The sequence below is a fragment of the Sanguibacteroides sp. AM78-02pH3A genome (genome assembly GCF_027666085.1).
GTDB classification, from domain to species: Bacteria; Bacteroidota; Bacteroidia; order Bacteroidales; family Marinifilaceae; genus Gabonibacter; species Gabonibacter massiliensis.
Genome location: NZ_JAQEHX010000003.1, coordinates 113079 through 138074 on the forward strand (window position 1 = coordinate 113079; position 24996 = coordinate 138074).

At 42.6% G+C, this 24996-nt stretch carries 19 protein-coding genes, 1 tRNA gene and 1 riboswitch; of the genes, 11 read left to right on the forward strand and 9 right to left on the reverse strand.

What is annotated here, in order from left to right; all coding sequences use genetic code 11:
- Positions 1 to 57: 57 nt before the first annotated feature.
- The 5 genes from PGR74_RS05445 to PGR74_RS05465 form a co-directional block, all read right to left on the reverse strand.
- Positions 58 to 1278, reverse strand: coding sequence for an ABC transporter permease (locus PGR74_RS05445; RefSeq protein ID WP_041504148.1), 1221 nt, complete (start codon positions 1276 to 1278; stop codon positions 58 to 60).
- Between the two features lie 17 nt (positions 1279 to 1295).
- Positions 1296 to 2036, reverse strand: coding sequence for an ABC transporter ATP-binding protein (locus PGR74_RS05450; protein WP_041504149.1), 741 nt, complete (start codon positions 2034 to 2036; stop codon positions 1296 to 1298).
- A 20-nt stretch (positions 2037 to 2056) separates the two neighbouring features.
- A complete protein-coding gene (locus tag PGR74_RS05455) occupies positions 2057 to 3220 on the reverse strand; it encodes an efflux RND transporter periplasmic adaptor subunit (protein WP_041504150.1) in 1164 nt (387 codons plus the stop codon).
- A gap of 17 nt (positions 3221 to 3237) precedes the next feature.
- Positions 3238 to 4563, reverse strand: coding sequence for a TolC family protein (locus tag PGR74_RS05460; RefSeq protein ID WP_041504430.1), 1326 nt, complete (start codon positions 4561 to 4563; stop codon positions 3238 to 3240).
- 157 nt (positions 4564 to 4720) lie between these two features.
- Positions 4721 to 4794 (reverse strand) — tRNA-Asn (locus PGR74_RS05465).
- Between the two features lie 397 nt (positions 4795 to 5191).
- Here PGR74_RS05465 and PGR74_RS05470 point away from each other — a divergent pair.
- The 9 genes from PGR74_RS05470 to ribH all read left to right on the forward strand — a co-directional run bounded on the left by PGR74_RS05470 (position 5192) and on the right by ribH (position 16514).
- Complete coding sequence (locus PGR74_RS05470) at positions 5192 to 7288, forward strand: alpha-L-fucosidase (RefSeq protein WP_041504431.1); 2097 nt, start codon at positions 5192 to 5194, stop codon at positions 7286 to 7288.
- 17 nt (positions 7289 to 7305) lie between these two features.
- Positions 7306 to 7623: a 50S ribosome-binding protein YggL gene (locus PGR74_RS05475; protein WP_041504432.1), complete on the forward strand. Its 318-nt coding sequence runs from the start codon at positions 7306 to 7308 to the stop codon at positions 7621 to 7623.
- Positions 7624 to 7772: 149 nt separating this feature from the next.
- Positions 7773 to 9809, forward strand: a complete 2037-nt coding sequence (locus PGR74_RS05480) for a M13 family metallopeptidase (protein ID WP_041504151.1) — start codon at positions 7773 to 7775, stop codon at positions 9807 to 9809.
- A 302-nt stretch (positions 9810 to 10111) separates the two neighbouring features.
- Positions 10112 to 10852, forward strand: coding sequence for a DUF169 domain-containing protein (locus PGR74_RS05485; RefSeq protein ID WP_041504152.1), 741 nt, complete (start codon positions 10112 to 10114; stop codon positions 10850 to 10852).
- Between the two features lie 6 nt (positions 10853 to 10858).
- Entirely contained in the window at positions 10859 to 12670 is a 1812-nt protein-coding gene (locus PGR74_RS05490) for a DUF3810 domain-containing protein (RefSeq protein WP_052634781.1), read from the forward strand.
- A gap of 54 nt (positions 12671 to 12724) precedes the next feature.
- A riboswitch (FMN riboswitch) is annotated at positions 12725 to 12846 on the forward strand.
- 37 nt (positions 12847 to 12883) lie between these two features.
- On the forward strand, positions 12884 to 14032 hold the full coding sequence (gene ribD / locus PGR74_RS05495) for a bifunctional diaminohydroxyphosphoribosylaminopyrimidine deaminase/5-amino-6-(5-phosphoribosylamino)uracil reductase RibD (protein WP_235375100.1): 1149 nt from the start codon (positions 12884 to 12886) through the stop codon (positions 14030 to 14032).
- A 57-nt stretch (positions 14033 to 14089) separates the two neighbouring features.
- Entirely contained in the window at positions 14090 to 14740 is a 651-nt protein-coding gene (gene ribE / locus PGR74_RS05500; protein ID WP_041504153.1) for a riboflavin synthase, read from the forward strand.
- Positions 14741 to 14767: 27 nt separating this feature from the next.
- On the forward strand, positions 14768 to 16030 hold the full coding sequence (locus tag PGR74_RS05505) for a bifunctional 3,4-dihydroxy-2-butanone-4-phosphate synthase/GTP cyclohydrolase II (RefSeq protein WP_041504154.1): 1263 nt from the start codon (positions 14768 to 14770) through the stop codon (positions 16028 to 16030).
- Between the two features lie 22 nt (positions 16031 to 16052).
- On the forward strand, positions 16053 to 16514 hold the full coding sequence (gene ribH, locus PGR74_RS05510; protein ID WP_041504155.1) for a 6,7-dimethyl-8-ribityllumazine synthase: 462 nt from the start codon (positions 16053 to 16055) through the stop codon (positions 16512 to 16514).
- Positions 16515 to 16591: 77 nt separating this feature from the next.
- Here ribH and tpx read toward each other — a convergent pair whose 3' ends face one another.
- The 4 genes from tpx to PGR74_RS05530 form a co-directional block, all read right to left on the reverse strand.
- On the reverse strand, positions 16592 to 17101 hold the full coding sequence (gene tpx / locus PGR74_RS05515) for a thiol peroxidase (RefSeq protein WP_041504156.1): 510 nt from the start codon (positions 17099 to 17101) through the stop codon (positions 16592 to 16594).
- Between the two features lie 137 nt (positions 17102 to 17238).
- Positions 17239 to 19083 (reverse strand): membrane protein insertase YidC, encoded by a 1845-nt coding sequence (gene yidC / locus PGR74_RS05520; protein ID WP_041504157.1) that lies wholly within the window; start codon positions 19081 to 19083, stop codon positions 17239 to 17241.
- Between the two features lie 55 nt (positions 19084 to 19138).
- A complete protein-coding gene (locus PGR74_RS05525; RefSeq protein WP_041504158.1) occupies positions 19139 to 20734 on the reverse strand; it encodes a CTP synthase in 1596 nt (531 codons plus the stop codon).
- Positions 20735 to 20916: 182 nt separating this feature from the next.
- The gene (locus PGR74_RS05530) at positions 20917 to 22776 is read right to left on the reverse strand and encodes a DUF349 domain-containing protein (RefSeq protein ID WP_041504159.1); all 1860 of its coding nucleotides are present in this window, start codon (positions 22774 to 22776) and stop codon (positions 20917 to 20919) included.
- Positions 22777 to 22988: 212 nt separating this feature from the next.
- Here PGR74_RS05530 and PGR74_RS05535 point away from each other — a divergent pair, with 212 nt between their 5' ends.
- Positions 22989 to 23897, forward strand: coding sequence for a lysophospholipid acyltransferase family protein (locus PGR74_RS05535; protein ID WP_052634783.1), 909 nt, complete (start codon positions 22989 to 22991; stop codon positions 23895 to 23897).
- Between the two features lie 37 nt (positions 23898 to 23934).
- Complete coding sequence (locus PGR74_RS05540) at positions 23935 to 24939, forward strand: glycosyltransferase family 2 protein (protein WP_041504160.1); 1005 nt, start codon at positions 23935 to 23937, stop codon at positions 24937 to 24939.
- The last annotated feature ends 57 nt before the right edge of the window (positions 24940 to 24996 follow it).

The following is a 24996-nucleotide window of genomic DNA, read 5'->3' on the forward strand; positions in this document are numbered from 1 at the left end:
CTGATTTTACGCTATATGTTTTGCTATTTACGGTTAAAAACTTTCGTTTTGCCCTTATTATTCGTATCGGATGGCATCTATGGGATCCAAGTTAGAAGCTTTCTCTGCCGGATACCATCCGAAAAATATTCCGGTGGCCGTACAAACCAAAAAGGATAAGACGACCGAATAGATTTGAATGTAAACGGGCCATCCGATAACGTATTTAATGACCATGGAAGAGCCGATACCAAGGATGACACCGATAATTCCTCCGGTAACGCTAATGATAACTGCTTCTATGAGGAATTGGAAAAGGATATGTCGTCCTTTGGCCCCTATGGACATCCGGAGACCGATCTCCCGCGTGCGTTCGGTAACGGAGACGTACATGATATTCATAATGCCGATACCTCCCACTAACAGGGATATTCCCGCGATACAGGCCAGAAGTACGGTCATTAAATCGGTCGTCGTGCTAAGCATGGAGCTGAGTTCTTCCTGTGAACGGACATGAAAATCCTCCTCTTCTCCGGCAGGAATCTTGTGATTTTGACGGAGAACTGCCGAGATCTCTTCTATGGCTTCTTCCGAGTCTTCTTCCGTAAGTGCGGAGGCGAATATACCGTGTATGTATGTAATGGCCAACAGTCGTTTTTGAATGGTGGTATAGGGGGCTATAATCATGTCGTCCTGGTCTTGTCCCATGGAGTTATAACCTTTGGGTGTCAATACTCCGATGATCCTGAACGGTGTTTTATTGAAACGGATGGTCTTGCCTAACGGGTCTTCTCCTTTCGTGAAAAGATTATTGACGACCGTTTTTCCTACGATACATACTTTTGCCGAGGTTTTAATGTCATGGTCGGTAAACATCTCTCCTTCACCGATAGAAAATTTCCGGATATCTAAATAGTCCTGGTTGACCCCGTATATGGTTGTCGGTGCATTGTTCGCACCGTAGATAACTTGTCCGCCGGTATTGACCGTAGGAGTACATTTGTTGATGAGATCGACGTCTCTTACGATGCTTTGATAGTCTTCCAGCTTTAAGGTTTGCATATCGCTGGCACTTTGGCGTACACCTCCGAATTTTCCGTTACCCGGATGAATCATGATCATGTTGGAGCCCATTTCGGATATTTGGGCGCGGATACTGCGTTTGGAACCTTGGCCGATGGCCAGCATGGAGATCACCGAGGCAACCCCGATGATGATTCCCAACATGGTTAAGAATCCTCTGAATTTGTTGTTATTCAGAGCTCGGAGGGCAATTTGTATCAGATTACCGTAATTCATTGTGAGCTGTTATTAAATTAGTCGTTTTCTTTAGGAAGAGCTTCCAATGCTTCTTTGGCGGAAGCAACATGTCGGTTTGTTTTGTCTTCGATGATATGACCGTCACGCAATACGATGTTTCTACTGCTGAATTGGGCAATCTCGGGGTTGTGGGTAACGAAGATGATCGTTCTCCCTTCCGAGTGGAGTCGTTGAAACAGGGTCAATATCTCGTAAGAAGTCCTGCTGTCCAAATTTCCGGTCGCTTCGTCGGCCAGCAAAATGACCGGATCGTTTACGATGGCGCGTGCGATGGCGACACGTTGTTGCTGACCTCCGGACATTTGATTGGAACGGTGATTGAGACGATCCGACAATCCTACGTCTTCCAATGCTTTGATCGCTTTTTCCTTACGCGCTTTAGAGGATACGGCCGGATTGTACAGGAGCGGAAGTTCCACGTTTTCCAATGCCGTGGTTTTGGGTAATAAGTTGTAAGATTGAAAAACGAATCCGATTTTACGGTTTCGTAATGTGGCCCGTTCGTTTTTGCCCATTTCGCGAGCAGATATGCCGTCTAAAAAATAGTTTCCCGAGGTGGGAGTGTCGAGGCATCCCAAGATATTGAGTAGAGTGGATTTCCCCGAACCGCTCGTTCCCATTATCGTGACGAATTCCCCTTCCTGGATGGAAAATGAAATTCCCCGTAAAGCGTGTACCGTTTCCGATCCTACTTTAAAATCCCTCCTCAGGTCTTCTATTTTTATTATTGTATTCATGAGATCCTATTTTGTTGTATTTATTTCTTTTTACTGCCTGGGCGTTGTGGCATGAACGGATTGGAAGAGTTATCCCCGGGTGCACCCATGGCGGTTTTGTCTCGGTTTATTCCGACAATTACTTTATCGCCCTCTTGTATACCCTCTTTGATTTCCATGTTGATGCCATCCGAAACACCGGTTTTAACGACTTTGGGAATGATCCCTCCGGCCGTTTGTATCCATACCTTTTTTTCTCCTCCAATGGCTACAGCCGGGGCGGCAGCGGCCGGGTTAGCCGTCTCGGGAGTAAAACGGAAGGCTTTTAAAGGGACGAGCATAACATCGTGTTTCTCCATCGTGTAGACCGTAATATTGGCTGTTAGGCCCGGTTTCAGTTTTAAATCCGGATTCGGCGCATCGATAACGACTTCGTAGGTAACAACGTTGTTGGTCGTGGTAGATTGTAGCCGGACCTGGGTGACGTCCCCTTCGAATATATCGTCCGGAAAGGCATCTACGGTAAAAGTTACGCGTTGCCCCTCTTCGACCTGGCCGATATCGGCTTCATCTACATCCGCGATCACTTGCATCTTGCGTAGATCGTTGGCAATGGTAAACATGGTGGGTGTTTCGAAACTTGCGGCAACGGTTTGTCCTTCTTCTACTTCTCTGGAAAGAACGACGCCGTCGATCGGGGAATAGATGGTTGCATAACTTAAGTTGGATTTTGCTTTGACAAGATCGGCGATGGCTTTCTCGTAGGATAGTTTTGCTTTTTCATACTCGTACTGGGCTGTTTCGAATTCCGTATCACTGATCAATCTCTTTTCATGCAAACCGGATAGTCTGGCGAAATTCTTTTTCTGGTATTCGTATTCGCTCTTGCTGGATTCCATGTTGGCCGAGTCGGAAGCCATGGCCGCTTCCAGTAACGTACGATCGAGCTCTGCAATCAGTTGTCCTTTTTTTACGACGGAATTATAATCCACGTAAAGGCGGGAAATCGTGCCGGATACCTGCGTACCTACATCTACTTTCGTAATGGGTTCGATGGTTCCGGTAGCCGTTACTGTCGTGTTGATGGAACCCTTTTTTATCGTGGTCGTTTCGTATGTGACTGTTTTATTCTCTCCTGAACGGAAGATAAAGAAAAGGCCCGCGATAACAGCCAAGACAATGATGATGATCGCTATTTTTTTCATTCTATTTCGGTTTTACGTTATAATTCAATCGGTTGATTTTGGTAGAAATTCAGTAATTTGATGGATAATATCGCATCGTATTTAGCCTGTATTTGTTCTTGTATTGCTGATAAGAAATTATTTTTTTCCGTTAATAATTCAACGGTATTTTTCATTCCTGCATCGAATTGTGCTTGTACCAGACGGTAACTTTCAGAAGCTGATTTTACGCTATTCGTTGCCGCTATGTACCGGCTTTGTGCCGAAATAGCATTTTGGTATAAAGTTTCGATGGTTTTCAGTAGTGTCTTACGGGTATTTATCTCCTCTAACTGGACCGTTTCTGTTTGGAGTTTTGCTTTTTCTACGGCTGATTTTACCTGTCGGTTTTGCGCAATCGGAATGCTGATGTTGATTCCGATATTTTCATTTAATCGGTTATTCAGCTGTTTCCTGAAAGAGTAATCCGAGTCGGAATCGTGGTCGGTTCCTACCGAAGCATTAAACGTGATGCTGGGCAGGCGGTCGGCCGCCGCGATCTTTTCATCCAGATAAGCCGCATCAACCTTTAATTTGCTGCTTTTCATTTCCGGCATAACTTTCAAAGCCGTTTCGTACACCTCTTTCAAAGAGGGAACGAGTGTAAGAACATCGGCATCGGACAGCTCCGGAAAATGGATTTCAAAAGATTCGTCCAATTCTAATTCCAGTAATTGTTTTAATTGTAATTTCGCTAATGCTAACGTGTTTTCCGCTAACGTGACTTGGTATTGATCGTTACTGTATTGAGCCCTGATCTGAGAGCGGTCACTGACAGCGATAGAGCCTGCCTTGTATAATTCTTCGGCTCGGTCTAACTGTGCCTTGGACGTCTCGAGTGTCTGTCTGTTGGTTTTGAGAGCCTCGTTAGCATATAAAATCTGTAAATAATCTTCGGTTACGGAAATTTCAATATCGTTTTCGGCAACGGAAGTTTCATATTCCAATGCTTCTGCCGCAATCTTTTGTTTTTTCACGGAACGAGTCAGTTTACTTCCGTTATACAGGGTCATACCGGCATTTAACGAATAGCTTCCGGTATAAGCACTTCGAGAAGTGAATTTATTACCGGTGTCTTGTGTTTTTTGATGGGACCAACCTTGTGTGCTGGAAAAAACCAATGACGGGAATAATTGGGCTTTGGACTCTAACAAGTTGACAACTCCTGTTTGATTGTTGATGCGGGATGATTGCACCTGAATATTATTTTTTCTGGCATAGTCAATGCATTCCCGGAGAGTCCAAAGGGCCGGCCTTTCTTGGGTAAAGCCGGCCGTGGATGAAATGACTATGAAAAAAGTGGTAAATAATCGTATGTAATTCATGTTATTCATACCTTAATTGTTTATTTCTGAGACGAATTTAGGTATGTCCGGAAAAGGAAACAACTGAATTAGACAAACGGGACGGTTTTGTCGACCACCAGACGTTATTTACCGATGAAATAAAAAAGCCTTACAGCTCTGCTGTAAGGCTTGGGAGCTCCTCAGGTAGGACTTGAACCTACGACCTACGGATTAACAGTCCGCCGCTCTAACCAACTGAGCTACTAAGGAATTTTTCAAAAGCGATGCAAATATAGAAGTTTGTTCGAATTATACCAAATAAAAATGAAAGTTTTTCTTGAAAAACTATTATTGAACGAGGATGGATAAATCCATTCAGAAGATTGCGGCGTGCTGAAAATCTCAAAGTAGGATATGGGCGGAACAGATACCTGAGTGTACCGTTTATACATGCGACTATCGTTGTGAAAGACGATAGGGAAGTTAAAAAAAGCTTTGGAATACAGGTAAATCGGCGATTCTAAATTGCATAGACAGGAGAAATCGAAAAGATTCTTCGTTTTGTCTTTAGTTGTATACCCATAGACGTCAATAAAAATAATTTGTACAATCGATTTATATCCTGTATATTTATATGCTTAAAAATGTTGTAAATATTTGGGGGATTATGTATAGATGTCTGTTGTTGTTATTATTTGGTTTTCAGGTTGTTTGTGCGCAAGAGAAGCCGAATGCTGAATGGTTGAATCAGAAATTTTCCATGTTTATTCACTGGGGATTGTATTCTGAACTGGGAGGCGTGTGGAAGGAGAAGCCGATCATGACCGGATATAGCGAGCAAATCCAATCTTTCGCCTCTATTCCGGCGGATGAATACGAAGCTGTCGCCGCTCGTTTTAATCCTGAAAAATGGGATGCGGAGGCTGTTGTGCGGTTAGCCCGGTTGGCCGGAATGAAGTCTGTTATTTTTACTTCGAAGCATCATGACGGATTTTGCATGTATCATTCGAATTATACGGACTATAACGTGGTAGATGCCACTCCTTTCAATCGGGATGTCATGAAGGAGTTGTCTGAAGCTTGTAGGAAATTCGGGATAAAGTTCGGTGTGTATTTTTCATTGATAGATTGGCATTTTCCCGGTACGAAAATAACTTCGCATAACGCGGATCCGGTTTCACCGGAGCACCATGCTTTCAATATGAAGCAAGTGGAAGAGATTCTGACCAACTACGGCCCCGTCTCGGAGCTTTGGTTCGATATGGGATCCTTGACACCGGAACAGAGTAAGGAGTTATACGATTTGGTCAACCGTTTACAACCGGAATGTATGGTTAGCGGACGTTTGGGAAATAATCAAGGTGATTTCTGCGTGATGGGAGATAATCAGTATCCGGATTATAAAATCGGGATCCCCTGGCAAACTCCCGCATCTTTCTTTCCGGAAACATGGGGATACCGTTCCTGGCAGGAGAGGGGAGATCTGGAGCAAAAGATAAATGAAAAATTACTCGGATTGGTAAAGGTGGTCAGCCGGGGAGGAAATTATTTGTTAAATATCGGTCCCCGGGGGGATGGCTCTATCGTGGAGTACGAGCGGGATGCTTTGTTGAAGATGGGAAGATGGTTGAATAGATACGGTAGAGCTATTTACAATACGCGAGCCAATCCTTTTGAACATGCCGGAGAGTGGGGAGATATGACGATGAAAGGAAACAGGCTCTATTTATTCATCGAACGAATGCCGGACGATCGTTTGATTCGTTTGTCCGGAATTCAGGGAGAGGCCGTTAGGGCTGTTCTTGTCGGAAGGGAAGATCCGTTGCGATTGGATCAGCACGGGAATGACATAACTCTTTATATTCCGGAGACGGTATATCCCGACCGGCATATGATTGTGGCCGAAATCGCATTTGCAGAACCGTTTCAGGTTCTTCCTGTCCGTATGGTCCCTGCAGAGCGTTTAATCGCCTCGAATGCCGTTCCCGCGTACGGGTATTCCAGCATGGATTATTATTCCAGTTTCAGATGTATTGTCGGAAGATCATGGGGATTTCTGTTTGATAAACCATACGCAGAACCGGTTGTCGTTTATACCGATAACGATCGATATAAGACGATAAAATTAACGATCGACAATATAGAGCAAGAGCTCCTTTTGCAAGGAGGAGAGGTAAAACATTTACAAGTTCAGCCGGGTTCGGTACGCTGGGAATCCGTTTATCAAACCAAAATTTCCGATGATCGTTTCGGGAGTTTTTGTTTGGGAGAAAATCATCGTGTTGATCCTGCCCGGGAAGAGAATGGGGTGATTTGGAAAAAAATACCTCGTTTCGGTTTCGGTACTCATTATGTTGTCGCGATGACTCCGAAACAATCTCTTTATTTGTTGTGTTCGATTGAGAGCGATACCGCTCAGTCGATTTTGGTTGAATTGTCTAACCCGGAAGGATTACAGGTCGTGTTAAATGGAAAAACGCTTCGTAAACAAATTTCTGTGGGGGATAAATTCAAGGAGCGGGAAATAGTGATGTTACCTTTGGATAAGGGTGATAATCAGTTAATCGTGAGGTATTATAATCGGAGTGGGGAAACCATGGAATATGGAGTTAACCCGGATGTTCCTCAAATAGTTTATCAGCTTCGATTGAAGCCGCTTCCCCTGTTACCGAGGGAGGTGCACTTTTGTGAACTCAGGTTGCTTAAACCGGAAAACCGGAATTGCGATATGGGATTACAGGATGTATGGATCAGCATGGATTAAATTGTAATGATAAAGAGATGAAAAAGAGATTGCGGAAAAAATTGCATAAAGCAGAATTTCAAGAGTTAGGATTTTCGTTTGAGATAAGATTTAAAGAGAAGGGAGAAGATGCAAAAACTTTTTTGAAGGAGTTTATCGAATTGTTGCGCAGCCATCATCTGGAAATGGGCGGCGGGTGGAATGCGGAAGTCTGCGGCGGATTTGTTACGAGGGAAAAAGGTAGTGTTACCTTGGAGGAATACCATGCTGTAAAGAGTTGGTTGGAGGCTAAAAGCTCCGATATTTACGGCTTTACGATAGGTGAACTGAGGGACGCCTGGTATGGATGGGCATAAGCATAGGAGTAAAAGACAGATTCGTATTCGTTTGAAAAAGATATTTCCTATTTACGTTTTATATAAGGGGTAAAATATTAATTTTGCCGGTCTTCGCGCGAATGGAGTTCGACGGGAGTGAGTTATTTTAAAGAATTGATATATTACGTATGAGAACAAAATGTTATTTATCTTTTATTGCTTTAGCATTGATGATTACAGGTTGCAATAGTAAAAAAGAGACCGTACAAAAAGGAGGTATCGTTATCGCCAATCTTGATACGGCAGCAACGCCTAATGCTGATTTTTATCAGTATGCATGTGGCGGCTGGATGAAAAATCATCCTTTGACCGACGAATACGCCAGATTCGGTTCTTTTGACCTTTTGGCGGAGAATAACAGACAGCAGATAAAAGGTCTGATTGAAGAGTTGGCTGTACAGAAATCCGCTCCCGGAAGCATAGCCCAAAAGATAGGCGATTTATACAATATGGCGATGGATAGTACGCGGCGGAATGCAGACGGAATGAAACCGATTAAAGCCGAATTGGAAAGAATCGCTGCTATTAAGGACAGGGGAGAGTTATCGAAAACGATTGCCGAAATGCGTCGTGACGGTTTTGATCCCTTTTTCGGACTTTACGTGGGTTCCGACGATATGAACAGTGCCATGAATTTGATTATCCTGTATCAAAGCGGTATCAGTTTGGGAGAACGCGAGTATTATTTGGATGATGACGATCACACGAAAGAGATACGGGAAAAGTATCGGCAGCACGTTGCCAAGATGTTTCAGTTAGCCGGTTTTTCTGCATCGGAGGCGAATAAGGCGGCTTCCGACGTTATGACCGTGGAAACACGCTTGGCCGAGAGTGCCAAGAGTGCTGTCGAATTGCGCGATCCGCATGCCAATTATAATAAGATGTCGTTAGCGGATTTGAAAAGAGAGATTCCCGGTATTCAATGGGATCTTTATTTCTCGACATTGGGACTGAAGGAGGTGGAGGAGCTGAATGTGGCGCAAATGGCTGCGGTTAAGGAGAGTGCCGATCTGATGAACGAGATGGATATGAATGTATTGAAGTCTTATTTGGAATGGAAGGTGATTGATGCGGCGGCAGCTTATTTGAGTGACGATTTTGTGGCCCAGAACTTTGAATTTTACGGGAAAACGCTTTCCGGTAAAAAAGAGATGCAACCTCGTTGGAAGAGTGCGGTAAGTGCGGTCAATGGCGTACTGGGAGAAGCCGTGGGACAAATGTACGTGGAAAAATATTTTCCGGCAGAGGCTAAAGAACGTATGTTGAAGCTGATTTCCAACTTGCAAAGTGCTTTAGGAGAACGGATTCAAAATCTGTCATGGATGAGTGATGAAACAAAAACGAAGGCCTTGGAAAAATTATCTACCATATACGTGAAAGTCGGTTATCCCGACAAGTGGAGGGATTATTCCGGTTTGGAGATTAAGAATGATTCCTATTGGGATAATATTGTACGTTCCAATAATTTTGATTACGATTACCTGCTTGCGAAAGCTGGGAAACCGGTCGACAAGGACGAATGGCATATGACCCCTCAAACGGTAAATGCCTATTACAATCCGACGACGAATGAGATATGCTTTCCAGCCGGGATTCTTCAATATCCTTTCTTTGACATGAATGCTGACGATGCCTGCAATTATGGAGCTATCGGTGTGGTTATCGGTCATGAAATGACGCATGGGTTTGATGATCAGGGACGTCAGTTTGATAAAGATGGAAATCTAAAAGATTGGTGGACGGAAGAGGATGCTAAAAACTTTGAAGAGCGTGCTCAGGTTTTAGTGGATTATTTCGATGGTATCCAAGTATTACCCGATTTGAAAGGTAACGGGAAATTGACGTTAGGAGAAAATATTGCCGATCACGGAGGGCTACAAGTGGCCTATGCGGCTTTACAAAAAGCGATGAAAACCGACCCTCTTGGAGTAGATGCGTATGGTTTTACTCCGGCGCAACGTTTCTTCCTGTCTTACGCAAATGTTTGGGCGGGTAATATCCGCGACGAGCAGGTTCGTTTGCAGACAAAATCTGATCCTCATTCTTTGGGTCGCTGGAGAGTGAATGGGGCTCTTCCTCATATCTCAGCCTGGTACGAGGCTTTTAATGTGAAAGAGGGAGATCCTTTGTTCATTCCGGTAGAAAAACGGGCTTCTATTTGGTAAAAAAGAGTTGTATTGTCATAAAAGGGCTGTCCGTCGATTTCGAGGATAGCCCTTTTTGCTGTAAATGGCGGGTCAATAGGATTCCGCGATTCCATGATTCAATTTTAATCCTGCAATCGTCAATCTTTCTATTGTAAATTTTAAATTGTAGATTTTAAATTGGACGTAGTTTTTTAATTTACAATTTACAATCTACAATCGTCAATCCCTTTAATCTCTTAATCTCAAAATCATTTCACCTGTGCTATTGGTTTAATCGAAATAATCTGTAACTTTCGGAAAAATGGAGTAGAAGTTGACCTATGGATGTTGTTAAGCGAGACCGATTTATAGCTCTTTGGCGTCGTTTTTTTAATGATGCGGAGTTACCGATTACTTTTTATTATTCGAAGGATAATTGCCGGATACCCTTAGTGCGGGAGGCAAAAGGACACACGTGTATCATTGCCCAGTTGTTGAAAGTCCGTCGGGGAGAATCGCTCTGTTTCTCGGAGTCTTCTATCGGCTGTGGCGGGGGAAAACATTATTTGGGATATAAGGAAGTTGTAAATGGACGGTTTAATTATTTTTTGTCCCATGGAGAGGATTGGGAATGTGGAGAGCGCTATAAGCGTACTCCGGGGCAAGTCGAGGCAATCATGAAAGAATTACCCTTGCTTCCTCGGGAAGGAGATTTTATTGTGTTTAAGCGATGGGATAGATTGGAAGAGGAAGATTGTCCGGAAGTCGTTGTTTTTATGGGTAATCCGGATGTGATTTCGGGGCTTTTTACCTGGGTTAACTTTGATAGTACGGTGTCAGATGCTGTCATTGCTCCTTTCGGAGCCGGGTGTACTTCCATAATATATCACCCGTATCGGGAACAGATAGAAGGGCGTAAACGGGCCGTGATCGGAATGTTTGATCCTTCGGCTCGAAAATGTATGGATGCCGATTTGCTTTCGTTAGCTATTCCGATGAACAAGTTTATGGAGATGATCGATCAGATGGATGAGAGTTTTTTGATTACGGATACCTGGATGAAAATACAGCGGCGTATTTAATATCGTATGATAAAAAAAAGTGTGAATAAAAAACGGATTATTAGATGGTCCGTATTGGTTTTGCTTATTGCCGGAATCGGATTGGTACGCGGAAATTCTTCTTGGGGGGAGTGGTATGCTCTTCATTTATATCCTGTTGTTTCGGCTTTTTTCTCTTTCTTTTCTTCATGGGTCCCGTTTTCTTTGGGGGATCTTTTTATTTTGCTGATTGTTTCGGGAGGAGTCGGTTATGCGGTATACGGTTTATGGAAAGGCAGGTCTGTAAAACTTATGTTTGTGCGCTTACTTGAGGGGGCGGGGTGGATATACGTGTGGTTTTATATGGCATGGGGAATGAATTATTTTCGTGAGGATTTTTATACTCGATCGGGTGTAGGGCAAGTGCGTTATAATCCTGCGAATTTTCAACAGTTTTTGGAAAACTACCTGACGGGTTTGAATGCGGCCTATGAGTCGGCCGGAGATACGGTGACTCTTTTTTATCCGACGATAGAGTTGCAGGAGGTTGCGGCAGAGATAAAGAAGGGCTATAGCGAGGTGGATTCTTGCTTCGGGTTACTTTCTCCTCGAGAGGAAATGTTACCTAAACCGATGTTGTTTAGCCGTTCCATGTCAAAGATGTCGATTCTGGGGTATATGGGACCTTTTTTCTCGGAATTTAACCTGAACACCGAATTGCCTTTTATACAGTACCCTTCGTGTTATGCTCATGAATTGGCCCATCGATTGGGAATCTCGAGTGAAGCGGAAGCAAATTTATATGCTTATATGATCTGCATACGTTCATCTTCCCCGATAGTTCGTTTTAGCGGGTATTTCTCTCTATTGGGTTATGTAATGCAGAATGCCCGGAATCTATTACCTGAATCAGAATTTCAAAAAGTGGTAAAGCAATTGAATCCCGGTATTGTCGCTTTATACAAAGAGGAGAGTGCTTATTGGCGTTCACGGTATAGTGCTCGGATCGGAAATGCGCAGGAATATCTGTATAATCTTTTTTTAAAGGGAAATCGAGTTCAAAGCGGGGTAAAGAATTATTCGGAGGTTATAGGATTATTAATCTCTTACGAACAATATCGAATCGGGGAAACCGGATATGCGGATCTGAAAAGATTAGAGAAGGAGTATTTGAAAGCAGTTGAAGATGCCCGGATGGTTGATTCTACAAAATTGTGGAATGGTTTGGTTCCTATTATAAGAAAACAGGGTGACTCTCGGATTCAATGGCGGGATCTGGATACGAATCAGATGTTACTGGTCGTATCTATGATGGGGAAGAACGAATTGAAGTACTGGCCCGAGGGGGATGAATTTAAGACTTCGTCTCATGTTAGCTGGGTCGTATTGCCTTTTGAATTAAAGCAGAGAATGGGGGCTCGGTTACTAAAAGATTCTTTGGAGGTTCGGATGCGAATGCTTCAACTTTTGGGGTTGCCACCGACCCGTTCGTATGACATGCTGGTATTCTTTTGGGTAAAAAAGGAGGGACTTCGCCGACCTTCCCGGGATCCTGAGATTGACGATACCGTGGCTTCTTTGGATTATACGATTCGTGCCGATAAAAATTACAGGGAATGGTTCGAGCAAAATAGGCTTCGTTCTTATACGGGTAATCCTCCTTATCCTTGGACGCAGATGGGATATACGTATGATTGGAATCGTTCTGCCGATCGTTATGGAATAAGCGAGTTTATTGTATGGCCGGGGTCATTGGTGAAGGTCGAGCAGATTTTAGGCTGCTGGCAATACTATAAACGATTGAGGCAGGAGGAGAGGGATAATTTGGATGTTGTTGAAATTGCAGAAAAAAATCATTAATTACATCCGGTAAGTTTGTTATTTTTCAGAATAATCTGTACTTTTGTAAAGTAAATGTTTCTTCGGGGCAGGGTGCAATCCCCTACCGGCGGTAATAGTCCGCGACTCTCCTTTAGGAGACTGATTTGGTGCGATTCCAAAACCGACGGTTAAAGTCCGGATGATAGAAGAAATGTAGATTAGGATTATAATAAATTATAGTAATAATGATATATGCCCCGAATATACGATATTCGGGGTTTTTGTATGATGGGAAAAGAGGATTTGATTTATATGAGGCGGGCAATTGAGCTTGCGGATCGGGGATGCGGATTTGTGAATCCGAACCCGTTGGTAGGTGCTGTCATTGTAAAAAACGGAAAAGTGATAGGAGAAGGATGGCATGAGCGATTCGGACAATGGCATGCCGAACGAAATGCACTGCATGCAGCCGAAGAAGACACGACGGGAGCAACGATGTATGTAACACTTGAGCCCTGTTGTCATTATGGGAAAACTCCTCCTTGTACGGAAGCGATCATAGAACATAAGATTGCCAAAGTTGTTGTGGGCATTGCCGATCCCAATCCTTTGGTTGCGGGAAAGGGAATGGCGCTTCTCCGAGAAGCCGGTATCGAGGTCGTTTGTGGTGTGGAGGAGGAACGTATTCGGGAACAGAACCGGATATTTTTGAAATATATTGAAACAGGAATGCCTTGGGTCGTTTTAAAGACGGCATCGACTTTAGACGGGAAGATTGCTACCTATACGGGAGATTCAAAGTGGATCACGGGGGAGGAGTCCCGGGCGAAAGTGCAGGAGATGCGGGCTTGCCTGATGGCAGTTGTGGTAGGTATCGGTACGGTTTTGGCGGATGACCCCATGCTAAATTGCCGGATCGTCGACCGGGAAGTGCGGCAACCCGTCCGGATTATCGTGGATAGTAATGCCCGTGTTCCATTGAGTAGTAAGATTGTACGGACGGCAACGGTTTATCGGACTGTCGTGGCTCATACCCGATTTGCAAAGGAAGAACGATTGCGGCAATTGAGAGCGTGTGGTGTGGAGACTTTGTTGTGTGACGAGGAGAAAGGATTGGTACGGATAGGGGATTTATGTAGAAAATTGGGAAAATCAGGCATTGACTCTGTTCTGTTGGAAGGAGGCGGTTCGTTGAATTTTTCTTTTTTAGACGAGGGGTTTGTAGATGAGGTTTATGCTTTTATCGCTCCGAAAATGATAGGAGGAATGAATGCCAAAACAGGGGTTGAAGGAGAGGGAGTTCCCAAGATGGCCGATGCGATCGATTTGAAGATAACCGATGTGCAGCATGTGGGGCAGGATGTGCTTTTCAAATTGAGAATAAACGGGAAAATAAGATAGATAATTGTAAAGGTGGTTATGATGCATCTAAGGTGCTAAATATAAATTGAAACTGCTATGTTTACTGGAATTATAGAAGAAATAGGCACGATAAAAGGGGTGAAAAGAGGAGATCGTAGCGTCGTACTCGAGGTGGAGGCGCGGAAGATATTGGAGGATGTAAAAATCGGGGATAGTATCGCCACGAACGGAGTTTGCTTGACTGTGGCTGCCATAAAGGGAGATCGTTTTTTTGCAGATGTTATGCCGGAGACCGTTACGAGGAGTAATCTGGGGTGTTTACGGGCCGGAGACCGGGTAAATCTGGAGCGGGCATTGTGCTTGAACGGTCGTTTGGGAGGGCATATTGTATCCGGACACATAGATGGTACCGGAAAGATTGTAAACCGGGAGAAGGATGAGAATGCGATCTGGATAACGATAGAGGCTTCCGCGGCTTTGTTGCGATATGTCGTGGATAAAGGTTCGATAACGATAGATGGGATCAGCTTGACGGTTGCCGGTGTGTTTGAAGACCGTTTTCAAGTGTCGATCATTCCTCATACGCGGGATGAGACTACTTTGGTCAAAAAGGCAATAGGCGAGGTTGTTAATTTAGAAAATGATATTGTTGCGAAATATATTGAGAAATTGTTAAAGTCGACCTCTCCCTCGGATGAAAGGAAGCCGGGGTTGACATTGGACTTTTTGTTGGCTAATGGTTTTTAGAGGTGTAGTTTATTTACAGATAAAGATATGAAAGAATTTGAATTTAGTACGATTGAAGAGGCTGTCGCAGACCTAAGAGCCGGAAAGATGATTATTGCTGTTGATGATCCCGATCGGGAAAACGAAGGGGATTTGATATGTGCGGCTGAACATGCTACGTTGGAAAATGTAAATTTTATGGCTTCCTATGCCAAGGGGCTGATATGTATGCCGATGAGTCGTGAATTAACGACCAAACTGGGGTTAGAGCAGATGGTGGCTACGAACACGGACAATCACTGTACGGCTTTTACTGTTTCGATAGATCATGTTTCTACAACAACGGGAATTTCTGCTTTGGAGCGTTCCGTGACGGCGATGAAATGTGTGGAGGAGGGGGCGAAACCGACTGATTTCCGTCGTCCCGGCCATATGTTCCCTTTGGAGGCAAAACCCGGAGGAGTGTTGGAACGTATGGGACACACGGAAGCGACAGTCGATCTGATGCGTATCGCCGGATTGAAAGAGTGTGGATTGTGTTGCGAGATTATGCGGGAAGACGGGACTATGATGCGGACTCCCGAATTAAAAGAATTTGCCCGCAGGCATGATATGAAAATGATTACGGTATCGGATTTGATTACCTATCGCCGCCGGACTGAAATTTTGGTAGAACGGGTAACGGAAGCGGAAATGCCCACAAAATACGGTTACTTTAAGGCATACGGTTACGTGAATAAAATCAATGGAGAACATCATGTCGCCTTGGTTAAGGGAGACGTGACGGATGGCGAACCCGTGTTGTGCCGAGTACATTCGGAGTGTTTGACGGGAGACGTTTTCGGTTCTCTGCGTTGTGATTGTGGAGATCAGTTGGCTGAAGCTATGAGAAGAATAGCCGAGAATGGACGCGGAGTTTTATTATATATGCGACAAGAAGGAAGGGGTATAGGTTTGATCAATAAATTGAGAGCCTACCATCTGCAGGATGAGGGAATGGATACGGTAGAAGCAAATCTGGCACTCGGTTTCAAGGCCGATTTACGGGAGTATGGTACAGGAGCGGAGATTTTGGCCGATTTAGGTGTGAAAAAAATGATATTAATGACCAATAATCCGCAGAAAATTAGCGGACTGGAAGGATATGGCATTGAGATCGTCGGACGCGAGCCTATTGAGATGACTTGTAACGAGAAAAATGAATTTTACATGTACACGAAGTACAAGAAGATGGGACATATACTTCATGTCCGCGGACGTGAAGAGGTCGAGAAATTGATACAGGAAAAGGAAAACGAAGTAAACAAATAATAAATAATAAAAAATAGAGACAATGAACTTATTGGAAGGAAAATTATTGGCAGAAGGACAACGTATCGGTATCGTGGCCGGACGTTTTAATGAGTTTATCACCAGTAAATTGCTCGGTGGTGCGATTGATGCTTTTAATCGTCATGGCGGTGATGAGAAGAATATCGATTTGGCTTGGGTCCCCGGGGCGTTTGAGATTCCGTTAGTAGCTAAAAAAATGGCTGAAACTCACCGATACGATGCCGTTGTATGTATTGGAGCCGTCATACGCGGAGCTACACCGCATTTTGATATGGTTGCCAATGAAGCGACCAAAGGTATTGCTAACGTGGGACTTCAAACGGGAGTACCTGTTATTTTCGGAGTTTTAACGACCGACTCGATAGAACAAGCCGTTGAACGGGCCGGAACGAAAGCGGGAAATAAAGGTTTTGAAGCTATGACAACAGCTATTGAAATGATCAATTTATTAAAGCAACTGTAAGCTATCGAAGATTTTAAGACAATAGGGTTTGAAAAGAGAAAATCGTTTCAAACCCTATTGTTTATAAGGAAAGCGAATCACTCTAAAAATTCGAGGGCTGCCAATAGTTTGTCGTAAGAGAGTTCCTGTGTGACCTCCGGAACGTATTCAACGTATTTTATTTTCCTCTCTTTACTTATGATAACGATCCCCTGGGTAAGTAAACGTAATTCGTCAATGAGAAAACCGTATTTCAAGCCGAAATCAATGTCTCTGTAATCGGATAACATGGTGATATTACGGATTCCCTCTATTTCACAAAAGCGTTCCTGTGCATACGGGAGATCGCAGGAGATCGCCACGATCATGAGATCTTTGCCTAAGCTTTTCGCTATGTTATCCAATCGATGTAACTGAGCAGCACATGCAGGAATATCAACCGACAGGAAAGAGGTAATAAGGACGTTTTTGTTTTTAAAATCTTCTAAACTAATGGTTTCCAATTGGCGGCCCATTCCGTAAAACCTCAATGCTTCTTCCCCTTTTCGGGTTGTTTTGCCGATTAAAGTAATCGGTTTTCCTTTCATTGTAACTGCTATTCTATTCATATCTTTTTTGTAGACATACGATAAGATAGGTTAAGGGGTTAACGTTTTTTACTATTTTCTACAAAAAAAGTTGTTCCTGATAACAGAAACAACTTTTTAGCATAGAAAGCCTTTTTTTAAAAGGGTACTGTAATCTTTTATTTTTTGTTTTGCCTCCTGTGTTGTTCTTGCTGCCGCTGCATTTCTTCTAATTTTTGTTGGAACCTGGATTTTTTCACAGGTTTTGCTTTGGCCATTTCGATTTGTTTTAAAAGCTTCTCGTCATTGACGAATTTGCGGATAACCCACGTTTGAACAATGGTGATCAAGGTCGCTATGAAGTAATAGTAACTCAATCCGGAGGAGTAGCTGTTAAAGATAAAAAGGAACATAACGGGCATAATGTACATCATCACCTGCATACCTTTCATTTGATCGTTTTGGGGCTGGTTTTTTTGATTCATGACCATATAGATGATGTTTGTGACAGTCATCAGCAAACAAAACAAGCTGACGTGATTCCCGTAGAAGGGAATGTTAAAAGGTAATGTTGCGATGGAATCATAGGAAGCTAAGTCCGTAGCCCATAAAAAGCTTTTTTGTCTCAACTCGATTGCGCCGGGGAAGAAATAGAAAAGAGCGATCAAAATAGGCATTTGTAATAACATGGGTAAACATCCTCCCATAGGATTCACTCCCGCCCGTTTATATAATTTCATCATGGCCTGTTGCCGTTCCATAGCCTTGTCTGCCGGAATCTTTTTATTGATCTCGTCGATTTGGGGTTTCAATACCCTCATCTTGGCTTGTGACATATAGGATTTATAGGTCAACGGGAAAAGAACCAATTTGATGATAAGAGTCAGTAAAAAGATAATTAATCCGTAATTGAGGGTTACGTGTGTTTCCAAAAAGTTGAAAATAGGAATTACCACGTAACGGTTGAACCAAGCGATCCATTTCCAGCCCAAGTCTACTAATTCGGGTAAGTCGATCTCTTTTCCGTATTCCCTTAAAATAGGATAAGAGTTGGGGCCGAAGAAGAAACGCATGTCGTATGCTTCGATAGCCTTGCCGGAATAGGGGAGAGGAATCTCCGCGTAAGCTGTTTTAAGATATCCGGGTGTGTTGTTGATGTTGGAGGATAACATTACGTTAGCGAACGCATCGTCAGCAATAAGTACCGATGAAAAGAACTGTTGCTTGTAAGCGACCCATTTGATTTTGGTCGGCAATTCCGTTTTTTCGTCACTCGAGGGAGAAAGGTGTTCCACGTCGTCGTCGGAGAAGTTGTAATAAACTCCCGTATACCTGTTCTCGAAATCTTTACTTTTTTCTAATTGAGGCATATCAACACCCCAGTATAGAGTCAGAAATGATGTATTTTGCGCGATAACTTCATTTAAGTTGTGCGTGTTGATGTTGAAATTCACCATGTAAGTATCCGGGGCTAATTTGTAAACAAACTCGAGGTATTTGTTATCGTCGATGTAAGCCCTCATGCTTAATACTTGCTCTTGTCGGTCGGCAACCAATTTCTTTTGATCCGTGTTGGGAGTGAAGATCAGCTCTTCCGTGTTGATCTGATGATTTTTTATATAGAAATTTAGCCCCAACGAGCTGGTTTGTGCCTGCCATAAGACCAGAGGTAAAGAATCGTGTGTGCGATATCCTTTTAAATCGACGTAAGTGATTCGTCCTCCTTTACTATCGATGTGGAGTTTGATTTTATTATTTTCCAGGGTAAATTCTTCCGGAGTCAGAGAATCCTGTTTGAATAAAGAAAATGGGGTTTCAGTTTTTGAACTGCTGTCCTGCTGGGAGAGAGCGAAGTCTTCTTTCTGCTGTTTTTCAATAGCTGCTAACCTTTGAGCTTCAACCCTTGCAATGGAATCCCGGATATGCATTTCCCGTAACTCCTCTTTTGACGGGCTCATAAAATAGGAATACCCAACTAATATTAAGGCAATGATAATTAAACCTGAGATTGAATTTTTATCCATAGGGTGATTTTAATTTTAATTTCGATTTCAAATTGATATTTCCAGGTTATTTATATTAAGATAAACAAGCTTTAATGAATGCCACGAATAGAGGATGGGGATTGGTTACCGTACTCTTGTATTCCGGATGGAATTGAGTTCCCACGAACCATTTCAGGGACGGGATCTCGATGATCTCCGTAAGTCCTGTTTCCGGGTTTATGCCTGTGGTGATCATGCCGGCTTTTTCGAACTGTTCGGTAAATTGTCCGTTGAATTCGTATCGGTGTCTATGTCTCTCCTCTATCTCTTTCACTCCATATGCCTCAAATGCTTTCGAGTTTTCTTTCAATACGCATTTGTAAGCTCCTAAACGCATGGTTCCCCCTTTGTTTGTAATCTCTTTTTGAGATTCCATCAGGTCGATTACGGGGTATTTGGTTTTGGGAGACATTTCGACAGAGTCCGCTCCTTCCAAATGGAGAACATTACGGGCGTATTCTATAACTGCCATTTGCATTCCCAAACATATGCCGAAGAACGGGATATTGTTGGTCCGGGCATATTCAATGGCTATTAATTTTCCTGTAATACCCCTGTTACCGAAACCGGGGGCGACCAAAATGCCGTCTACCCCTTTCATGGTCTCTTCTATGTTTTCTTTGGTTAAATTTTCACTATGTACCCATTTTACGTTGACTTTACAGTCATTGACCGCTCCCGCATGTATAAAAGATTCCACGATAGATTTGTAAGCATCGTGCAGTTCAACGTATTTCCCTACCAAAGCGACGGTAATCTGGTGATTGTAGTTTTTGAATTTATATAGAAAACGCTCCCAAGATTCGAGATCCGGTTCGTGTTTCAGTGGTAATCCCAGTTGAGATAATACGATTTCATCTAATTTTTCGTCTCTCATTTTGATGGGCACCTCGTATATCGTGTCTACATCTATGGATTGAATGACGGCTTTCGGGTCTACGTTACAGAAAAGAGCCACTTTTCTCCTGAGATCGCTACTTAACTCGTGTTCCGTGCGTAATACCAAGATATCGGGTTGTACTCCTATTTCCAATAACGATTTTACGGAGTGCTGAGTCGGTTTGGTCTTTAATTCGCCGGATGCCGTTAAGTATGGAACTAATGTCAAGTGAATGAAAACGGATTTTTCTCCTAATTCCCAACGAAGTTGGCGAACGGCCTCGATAAACGGGAGAGATTCGATGTCTCCTACCGTTCCTCCTATTTCGGTAATAACTACGTCGTAATCGCCTTCTGCTCCCAGCAATTTGATATTACGCTTGATCTCATCCGTAATATGAGGAATGATTTGGACCGTTTTCCCTAAATAATCCCCCCGGCGTTCTTTATTAATAACATTTTGATATATTCTTCCGGTGGTTATGTTATTGGCTTGAGAGGTCGGACAGTTGGTGAAACGCTCGTAATGTCCCAGATCGAGGTCCGTTTCGGCTCCATCGTTTGTTACATAACATTCTCCGTGTTCATACGGGTTAAGAGTACCCGGATCGATATTAATGTACGGATCGAGTTTTTGATTCGCCACTTTATAACCTCTCGCTTGTAAAAGCTTTGCTAAAGAAGAAGCAATAATACCTTTTCCTAAAGAGGAGGCCACTCCTCCCGTAACGAAAACATATTTTGTTGACACGATATGTATAGTTTTATAATTATTTTTATTCTTTATTACAAATACCGAAAATCATTGTTACACAGAACTAAACAAAAATTTCCCCGACAAATTAAAACTTAGACGCAAAAGTAAGAAAAAATATAATGTATCGCATAAAAAGAGGCGCTTTTTACAGCGCCTCTATATCATTTGCGTGCATGTCAGATCATGCTGTCTATTACTTTCAACTTCTCGTACATCAGGGATAACTTATGACGGGCAGCTTCTATTTTATTAGAAAATTCTTTGATTAATGTATCCGAGTTGCTTGATTTGGAGAAGAAACCGATGTTGTTTTCCCAAACGTGCAGATCCGTTTCGAGCTGTTTGATTTTGTTCACCAATTTTTCTCTTTCCTGGATGATTTTAGTGTCTTTATCTTCGCTGTTGTCGAACGTATTGACTTTCGACTTGAATTTCTCCAGGTTTTTATCAAATTCATTAATATCAAGTTGATCGAAATGAGAATTCAGCAAATTTCTGAATTCAGCCTGTATGGCATCTTTCTCTTTTATGGGAACGAAGCCGATTTCCACCCAACGGGCCTGGAAATTTTTAAGGGTTTCGATATTTGCTTCATTATTGTCACTTAACGTGAAGTTGCGAACTTCTTCTATCAACGCTTTTTTCATCTCCAGATTTTTTTGCTGGTCGGAGTCTAAATTCTTTAAATGAGCGTTTTTATTGTTGAAGAAAAAGTCGCAGGCCGTTCTGAAGCGATTCCATACTTTGTTCGAGTATTTCTTGGGTGCGGGACCTATTTTTTTCCATTCCCGTTGATAAGCAATGATTTTATCGGTTGTAGTCCTCCATTCCGTGCTGTCCTGGATAGCTTCGACTTTTTCGCACAGAGCGATTTTTAGTTCCAGATTCTTCTGTTGAACTTCCTGGGTCTGTTGATAAAATCTGCGTTTCTTTTCAAAAAAGGCATCACAAGCTGTTCTGAAACGTTTATAGATTTTGTTTCTCTCTTTTTGAGGAATGGTTCCCGAATGTCTCCACTCCTCTTGCAATTCGAGAATTGCTTTCGTCGCATCATTCCAAGAGGATAAATTATTGTATTCTCCCATTGAAATATTTTCAGCCTTGATACATATTTCCTCTTTGATTTTCAGGTTGTTTTCCTGTTCTTTCTTTAAAGACTCGAAAAAGTTGTGATAGGCATCGTTTATTTTATTGGTAGCCTCTTTGAATCGATCCCAGATGGTCTCTTTTTGATCATTGGGGACGGGACCTATTTCCTTCCATTGCTGGTGGAGCTGTTGTAATTGTTTGAATGCGTTTCCTATATTATTCTCTTCGAGCAACTTCTCTGCTTGTTCGCATAAATTGATCTTGCTGTCCAAGTTCTTTTTGAGATCCAGATCCCTGAGTTCTTTGTTGATTTTTATGTAGTTGTAGAAATTCTCCACGTGCAGATGATAGGTCTCCAATAAGTCATTTACATTGGCTTGAGGGACCATCCCCGTGTTTCTCCATTTTTCCTGTAAAGATCTGAATTCTTGAAATGTTTTATTCAATGACTCTTCTTTTTGGACCAATTCCTTTAATTCTTCAATGATTTGAAGTTTGATTTTCAGATTCTCCTCTTTCTCCTCTTCCGTTTTTTTGTAGTATGCCGTTTTCTTTTCCCGGTATTGTCGGTATACACCGTAGAAACGTTCTTTAGAGTCATTCGGGTAATTGAATTCTTCGACGGGATGTCCTGCCTGAACAAATTCATTCCGAGCTTTTTCTTGCTCTTTTTCGTATTGCGTTTCGAATATCTGGGGAAGAGTTTCTAAAACTTTCAACTGGTATACGGGAAAGTTCGTGATCAGTTCTTTGGCATGGGAAATGATCTCTTCGGTGTTAAAACTGGAAAAATCCCATACCGGCGGTTCCTTTACGGTGATTTTCTCTATCGGTGCGGGTTGCCCCTGAACTGAAACCTCGTTTTCTGTTTCGATGTTCGAAGTTTCCGGGGATACGTTATTGTTAACGTTTAATTCCTCGGATTGTTGTAAGTTATCTTGCTCCATATCTATTCGTGTTTTTAACGCATTCAACTCACGAAAATAATTATTAATTCTGAGAATCACAATTAATAATTGAAAATTGAACGTGAGAAGTTTAAAAATAGGGTAAGATTTGAATGCAGGATAAGGTATTTCCGAAATAGGGACGCATCATAAATTCTTTTTTGGAATTCATGTCGAAAGGATTTATCTTTGGCAAGTAATAAAATGCAGCCATGTTTTCATATATCCTGTATGGTATCCTTTGGATCATGAGTTTTTTACCTTTTCCTATTTTGTATCTGATTGCGGATATGAATTACGGATTGCTTTATTATGTTTTTCATTACAGGCGTTCCGTGGTCAGGAAAAACCTTTGTCGTTCTTTTCCGGAGAAAACCGAAAAAGAGATCAGACAGATAGAACGGAAATTTTATAGACACTTGTCGGACCTGTCCATAGAGTTGTATAAATTATGGCATATGTCGGAAAAAACGATCCGGAAACGGTGTGTATTTCGCCATACCTCTGTTCCTCGGAAGTATTTTCAGGAAGGTCGTAGTGTTATCGGTGTTTTGGGACATTACGGAAATTGGGAGTGGATGTCCTCGTATAGTTTATGGAGTGATGGCGTCGATTTTTTGCCTTTGTATAAACCGATTCATGATCCGATCATGAACAAAATGACCCTTCGGATCCGTTCTCATTTTGGCGCCAAGCCGATTCCCAGAGAGGACGTTTTGCGGGTAATTAATCGTTATCGTTCGGAGAAACGTCTGTTTTTGGCTGGTTTTATAGGTGATCAGACGCCTAATCGACGTAATTTGAATTTTTGGATGAACTTTTTAAATCAGGATACTCCTATTTTATTAGGGACGGAAAAGATTGCCCGAAAGTATGATTTTCCGGTTGTTTCCGTGCATATGAGGAAGATTAAACGGGGATATTACGAGGTCGATTTTGTCGATTTGTGTAGTCATCCGGCGAATTTGGCTCCCGGTGAATTGACCGAGATGCATACTCGTTTGTTGGAATCTTTTATTCGGGAGACACCTGAGTATTGGCTTTGGTCGCATAGGAGATGGAAGCATACGAGGCCTGAAGGTACGGGGGAAGACAAACGGGATTCGGGACGGATGCGTTAATAACGGATGAAGATCAATGGATTTTAAAACATGTCGGATGTATAAGGTCGCAGTTATCATATTGAACTGGAACGGGGAAAAATTATTGCGGGAATTTCTTCCTTCCGTTATTCGTAATACTGACGTGGCGCTGGGAGAGATCATCGTTGCGGATAATTGTTCGACCGACGCTTCCGTGGAGTTATTGAAACGGGAGTTCCCTCGGGTGAAACGGATTTTGTTGGATCGTAATTATGGTTTCGCTGGGGGATATAACCGGGTCATCGAAAAGGTAGAGTCGGAATACGTCGTTCTATTGAATAGTGACGTGGCGGTTACAGAAGGATGGTTAGAGCCTTTGATTGACTTGTTGGATAAAGAACCGAATGTGGTCGGTGTTCAACCGAAAATTCGTTCCTATCGCCAAAAAAATCGGTTTGAATATGCCGGGGCTTGTGGCGGTTTTATCGATTGGTTAGGGTTTCCGTTTTGTCGGGGCCGTATATTGGATAGTGTAGAAGCTGATACCGGACAATACGATGAGGTAATGGAGGTTTTTTGGGCCACGGGTGCCGCTTTGTGCATTCGGCGGCAAGAGTATTTGGATGCAGGCGGATTGGACGAAACGTTCTTTGCCCATATGGAAGAGATCGATCTTTGCTGGCGTTTGAAAAACAAAGGATATCAGTTGAAAGTGATTCCAGATTCTGTCGTTTTTCATTTAGGCGGAGGGTCCTTACCTATGAATCATCCCCGGAAATTGTTCCTGAATTACCGCAATAATTTATTAATGCTGTATAAGAATCTGGGAAGCGGGCATAGATTAAAGGTTTTTACCGTTCGTTTTCTGTTCGATCTATTGGCTGCTTTTCTTTTTTTATTAAAAGGAGAATTCGCCAATGCCCGGTCGGTGTATCGGGCTTATATCGCTTACTATGGACTAAAATCGAAATATGTTCCGGAAGGAAAAAATGTAGTTTGTAAAGGCGTATACGGGAAAAGTATCGTGATAGGCTACTTCTTGTTCGGGAAAAAGAAATTTTCGGATTTGAGATTAAAATAATCGGGAGATATAATAAACCTTCGAAGGTATCTGTTGTCTCAAATAAAAAAGCATATA

Excerpts from the sequence above, each read along its gene's own strand:
- PGR74_RS05445 (WP_041504148.1), bottom strand. The coding sequence starts at position 1,278 with ATGAATTACGGTAATCTGATACAAATTGCCCTCCGAGCTCTGAATAAC.
- PGR74_RS05450 (WP_041504149.1), bottom strand. The coding sequence starts at position 2,036 with ATGAATACAATAATAAAAATAGAAGACCTGAGGAGGGATTTTAAAGTA.
- PGR74_RS05455 (WP_041504150.1), bottom strand. The coding sequence starts at position 3,220 with ATGAAAAAAATAGCGATCATCATCATTGTCTTGGCTGTTATCGCGGGC.
- PGR74_RS05460 (WP_041504430.1), bottom strand. The coding sequence starts at position 4,563 with ATGAATTACATACGATTATTTACCACTTTTTTCATAGTCATTTCATCC.
- PGR74_RS05470 (WP_041504431.1), top strand. The coding sequence starts at position 5,192 with ATGTATAGATGTCTGTTGTTGTTATTATTTGGTTTTCAGGTTGTTTGT.
- PGR74_RS05475 (WP_041504432.1), top strand. The coding sequence starts at position 7,306 with ATGAAAAAGAGATTGCGGAAAAAATTGCATAAAGCAGAATTTCAAGAG.
- PGR74_RS05480 (WP_041504151.1), top strand. The coding sequence starts at position 7,773 with ATGAGAACAAAATGTTATTTATCTTTTATTGCTTTAGCATTGATGATT.
- PGR74_RS05485 (WP_041504152.1), top strand. The coding sequence starts at position 10,112 with ATGGATGTTGTTAAGCGAGACCGATTTATAGCTCTTTGGCGTCGTTTT.
- PGR74_RS05490 (WP_052634781.1), top strand. The coding sequence starts at position 10,859 with ATGATAAAAAAAAGTGTGAATAAAAAACGGATTATTAGATGGTCCGTA.
- ribD (WP_235375100.1), top strand. The coding sequence starts at position 12,884 with ATGCCCCGAATATACGATATTCGGGGTTTTTGTATGATGGGAAAAGAG.
- ribE (WP_041504153.1), top strand. The coding sequence starts at position 14,090 with ATGTTTACTGGAATTATAGAAGAAATAGGCACGATAAAAGGGGTGAAA.
- PGR74_RS05505 (WP_041504154.1), top strand. The coding sequence starts at position 14,768 with ATGAAAGAATTTGAATTTAGTACGATTGAAGAGGCTGTCGCAGACCTA.
- ribH (WP_041504155.1), top strand. The coding sequence starts at position 16,053 with ATGAACTTATTGGAAGGAAAATTATTGGCAGAAGGACAACGTATCGGT.
- tpx (WP_041504156.1), bottom strand. The coding sequence starts at position 17,101 with ATGAATAGAATAGCAGTTACAATGAAAGGAAAACCGATTACTTTAATC.
- yidC (WP_041504157.1), bottom strand. The coding sequence starts at position 19,083 with ATGGATAAAAATTCAATCTCAGGTTTAATTATCATTGCCTTAATATTA.
- PGR74_RS05530 (WP_041504159.1), bottom strand. The coding sequence starts at position 22,776 with ATGGAGCAAGATAACTTACAACAATCCGAGGAATTAAACGTTAACAAT.
- PGR74_RS05535 (WP_052634783.1), top strand. The coding sequence starts at position 22,989 with ATGTTTTCATATATCCTGTATGGTATCCTTTGGATCATGAGTTTTTTA.
- PGR74_RS05540 (WP_041504160.1), top strand. The coding sequence starts at position 23,935 with ATGTATAAGGTCGCAGTTATCATATTGAACTGGAACGGGGAAAAATTA.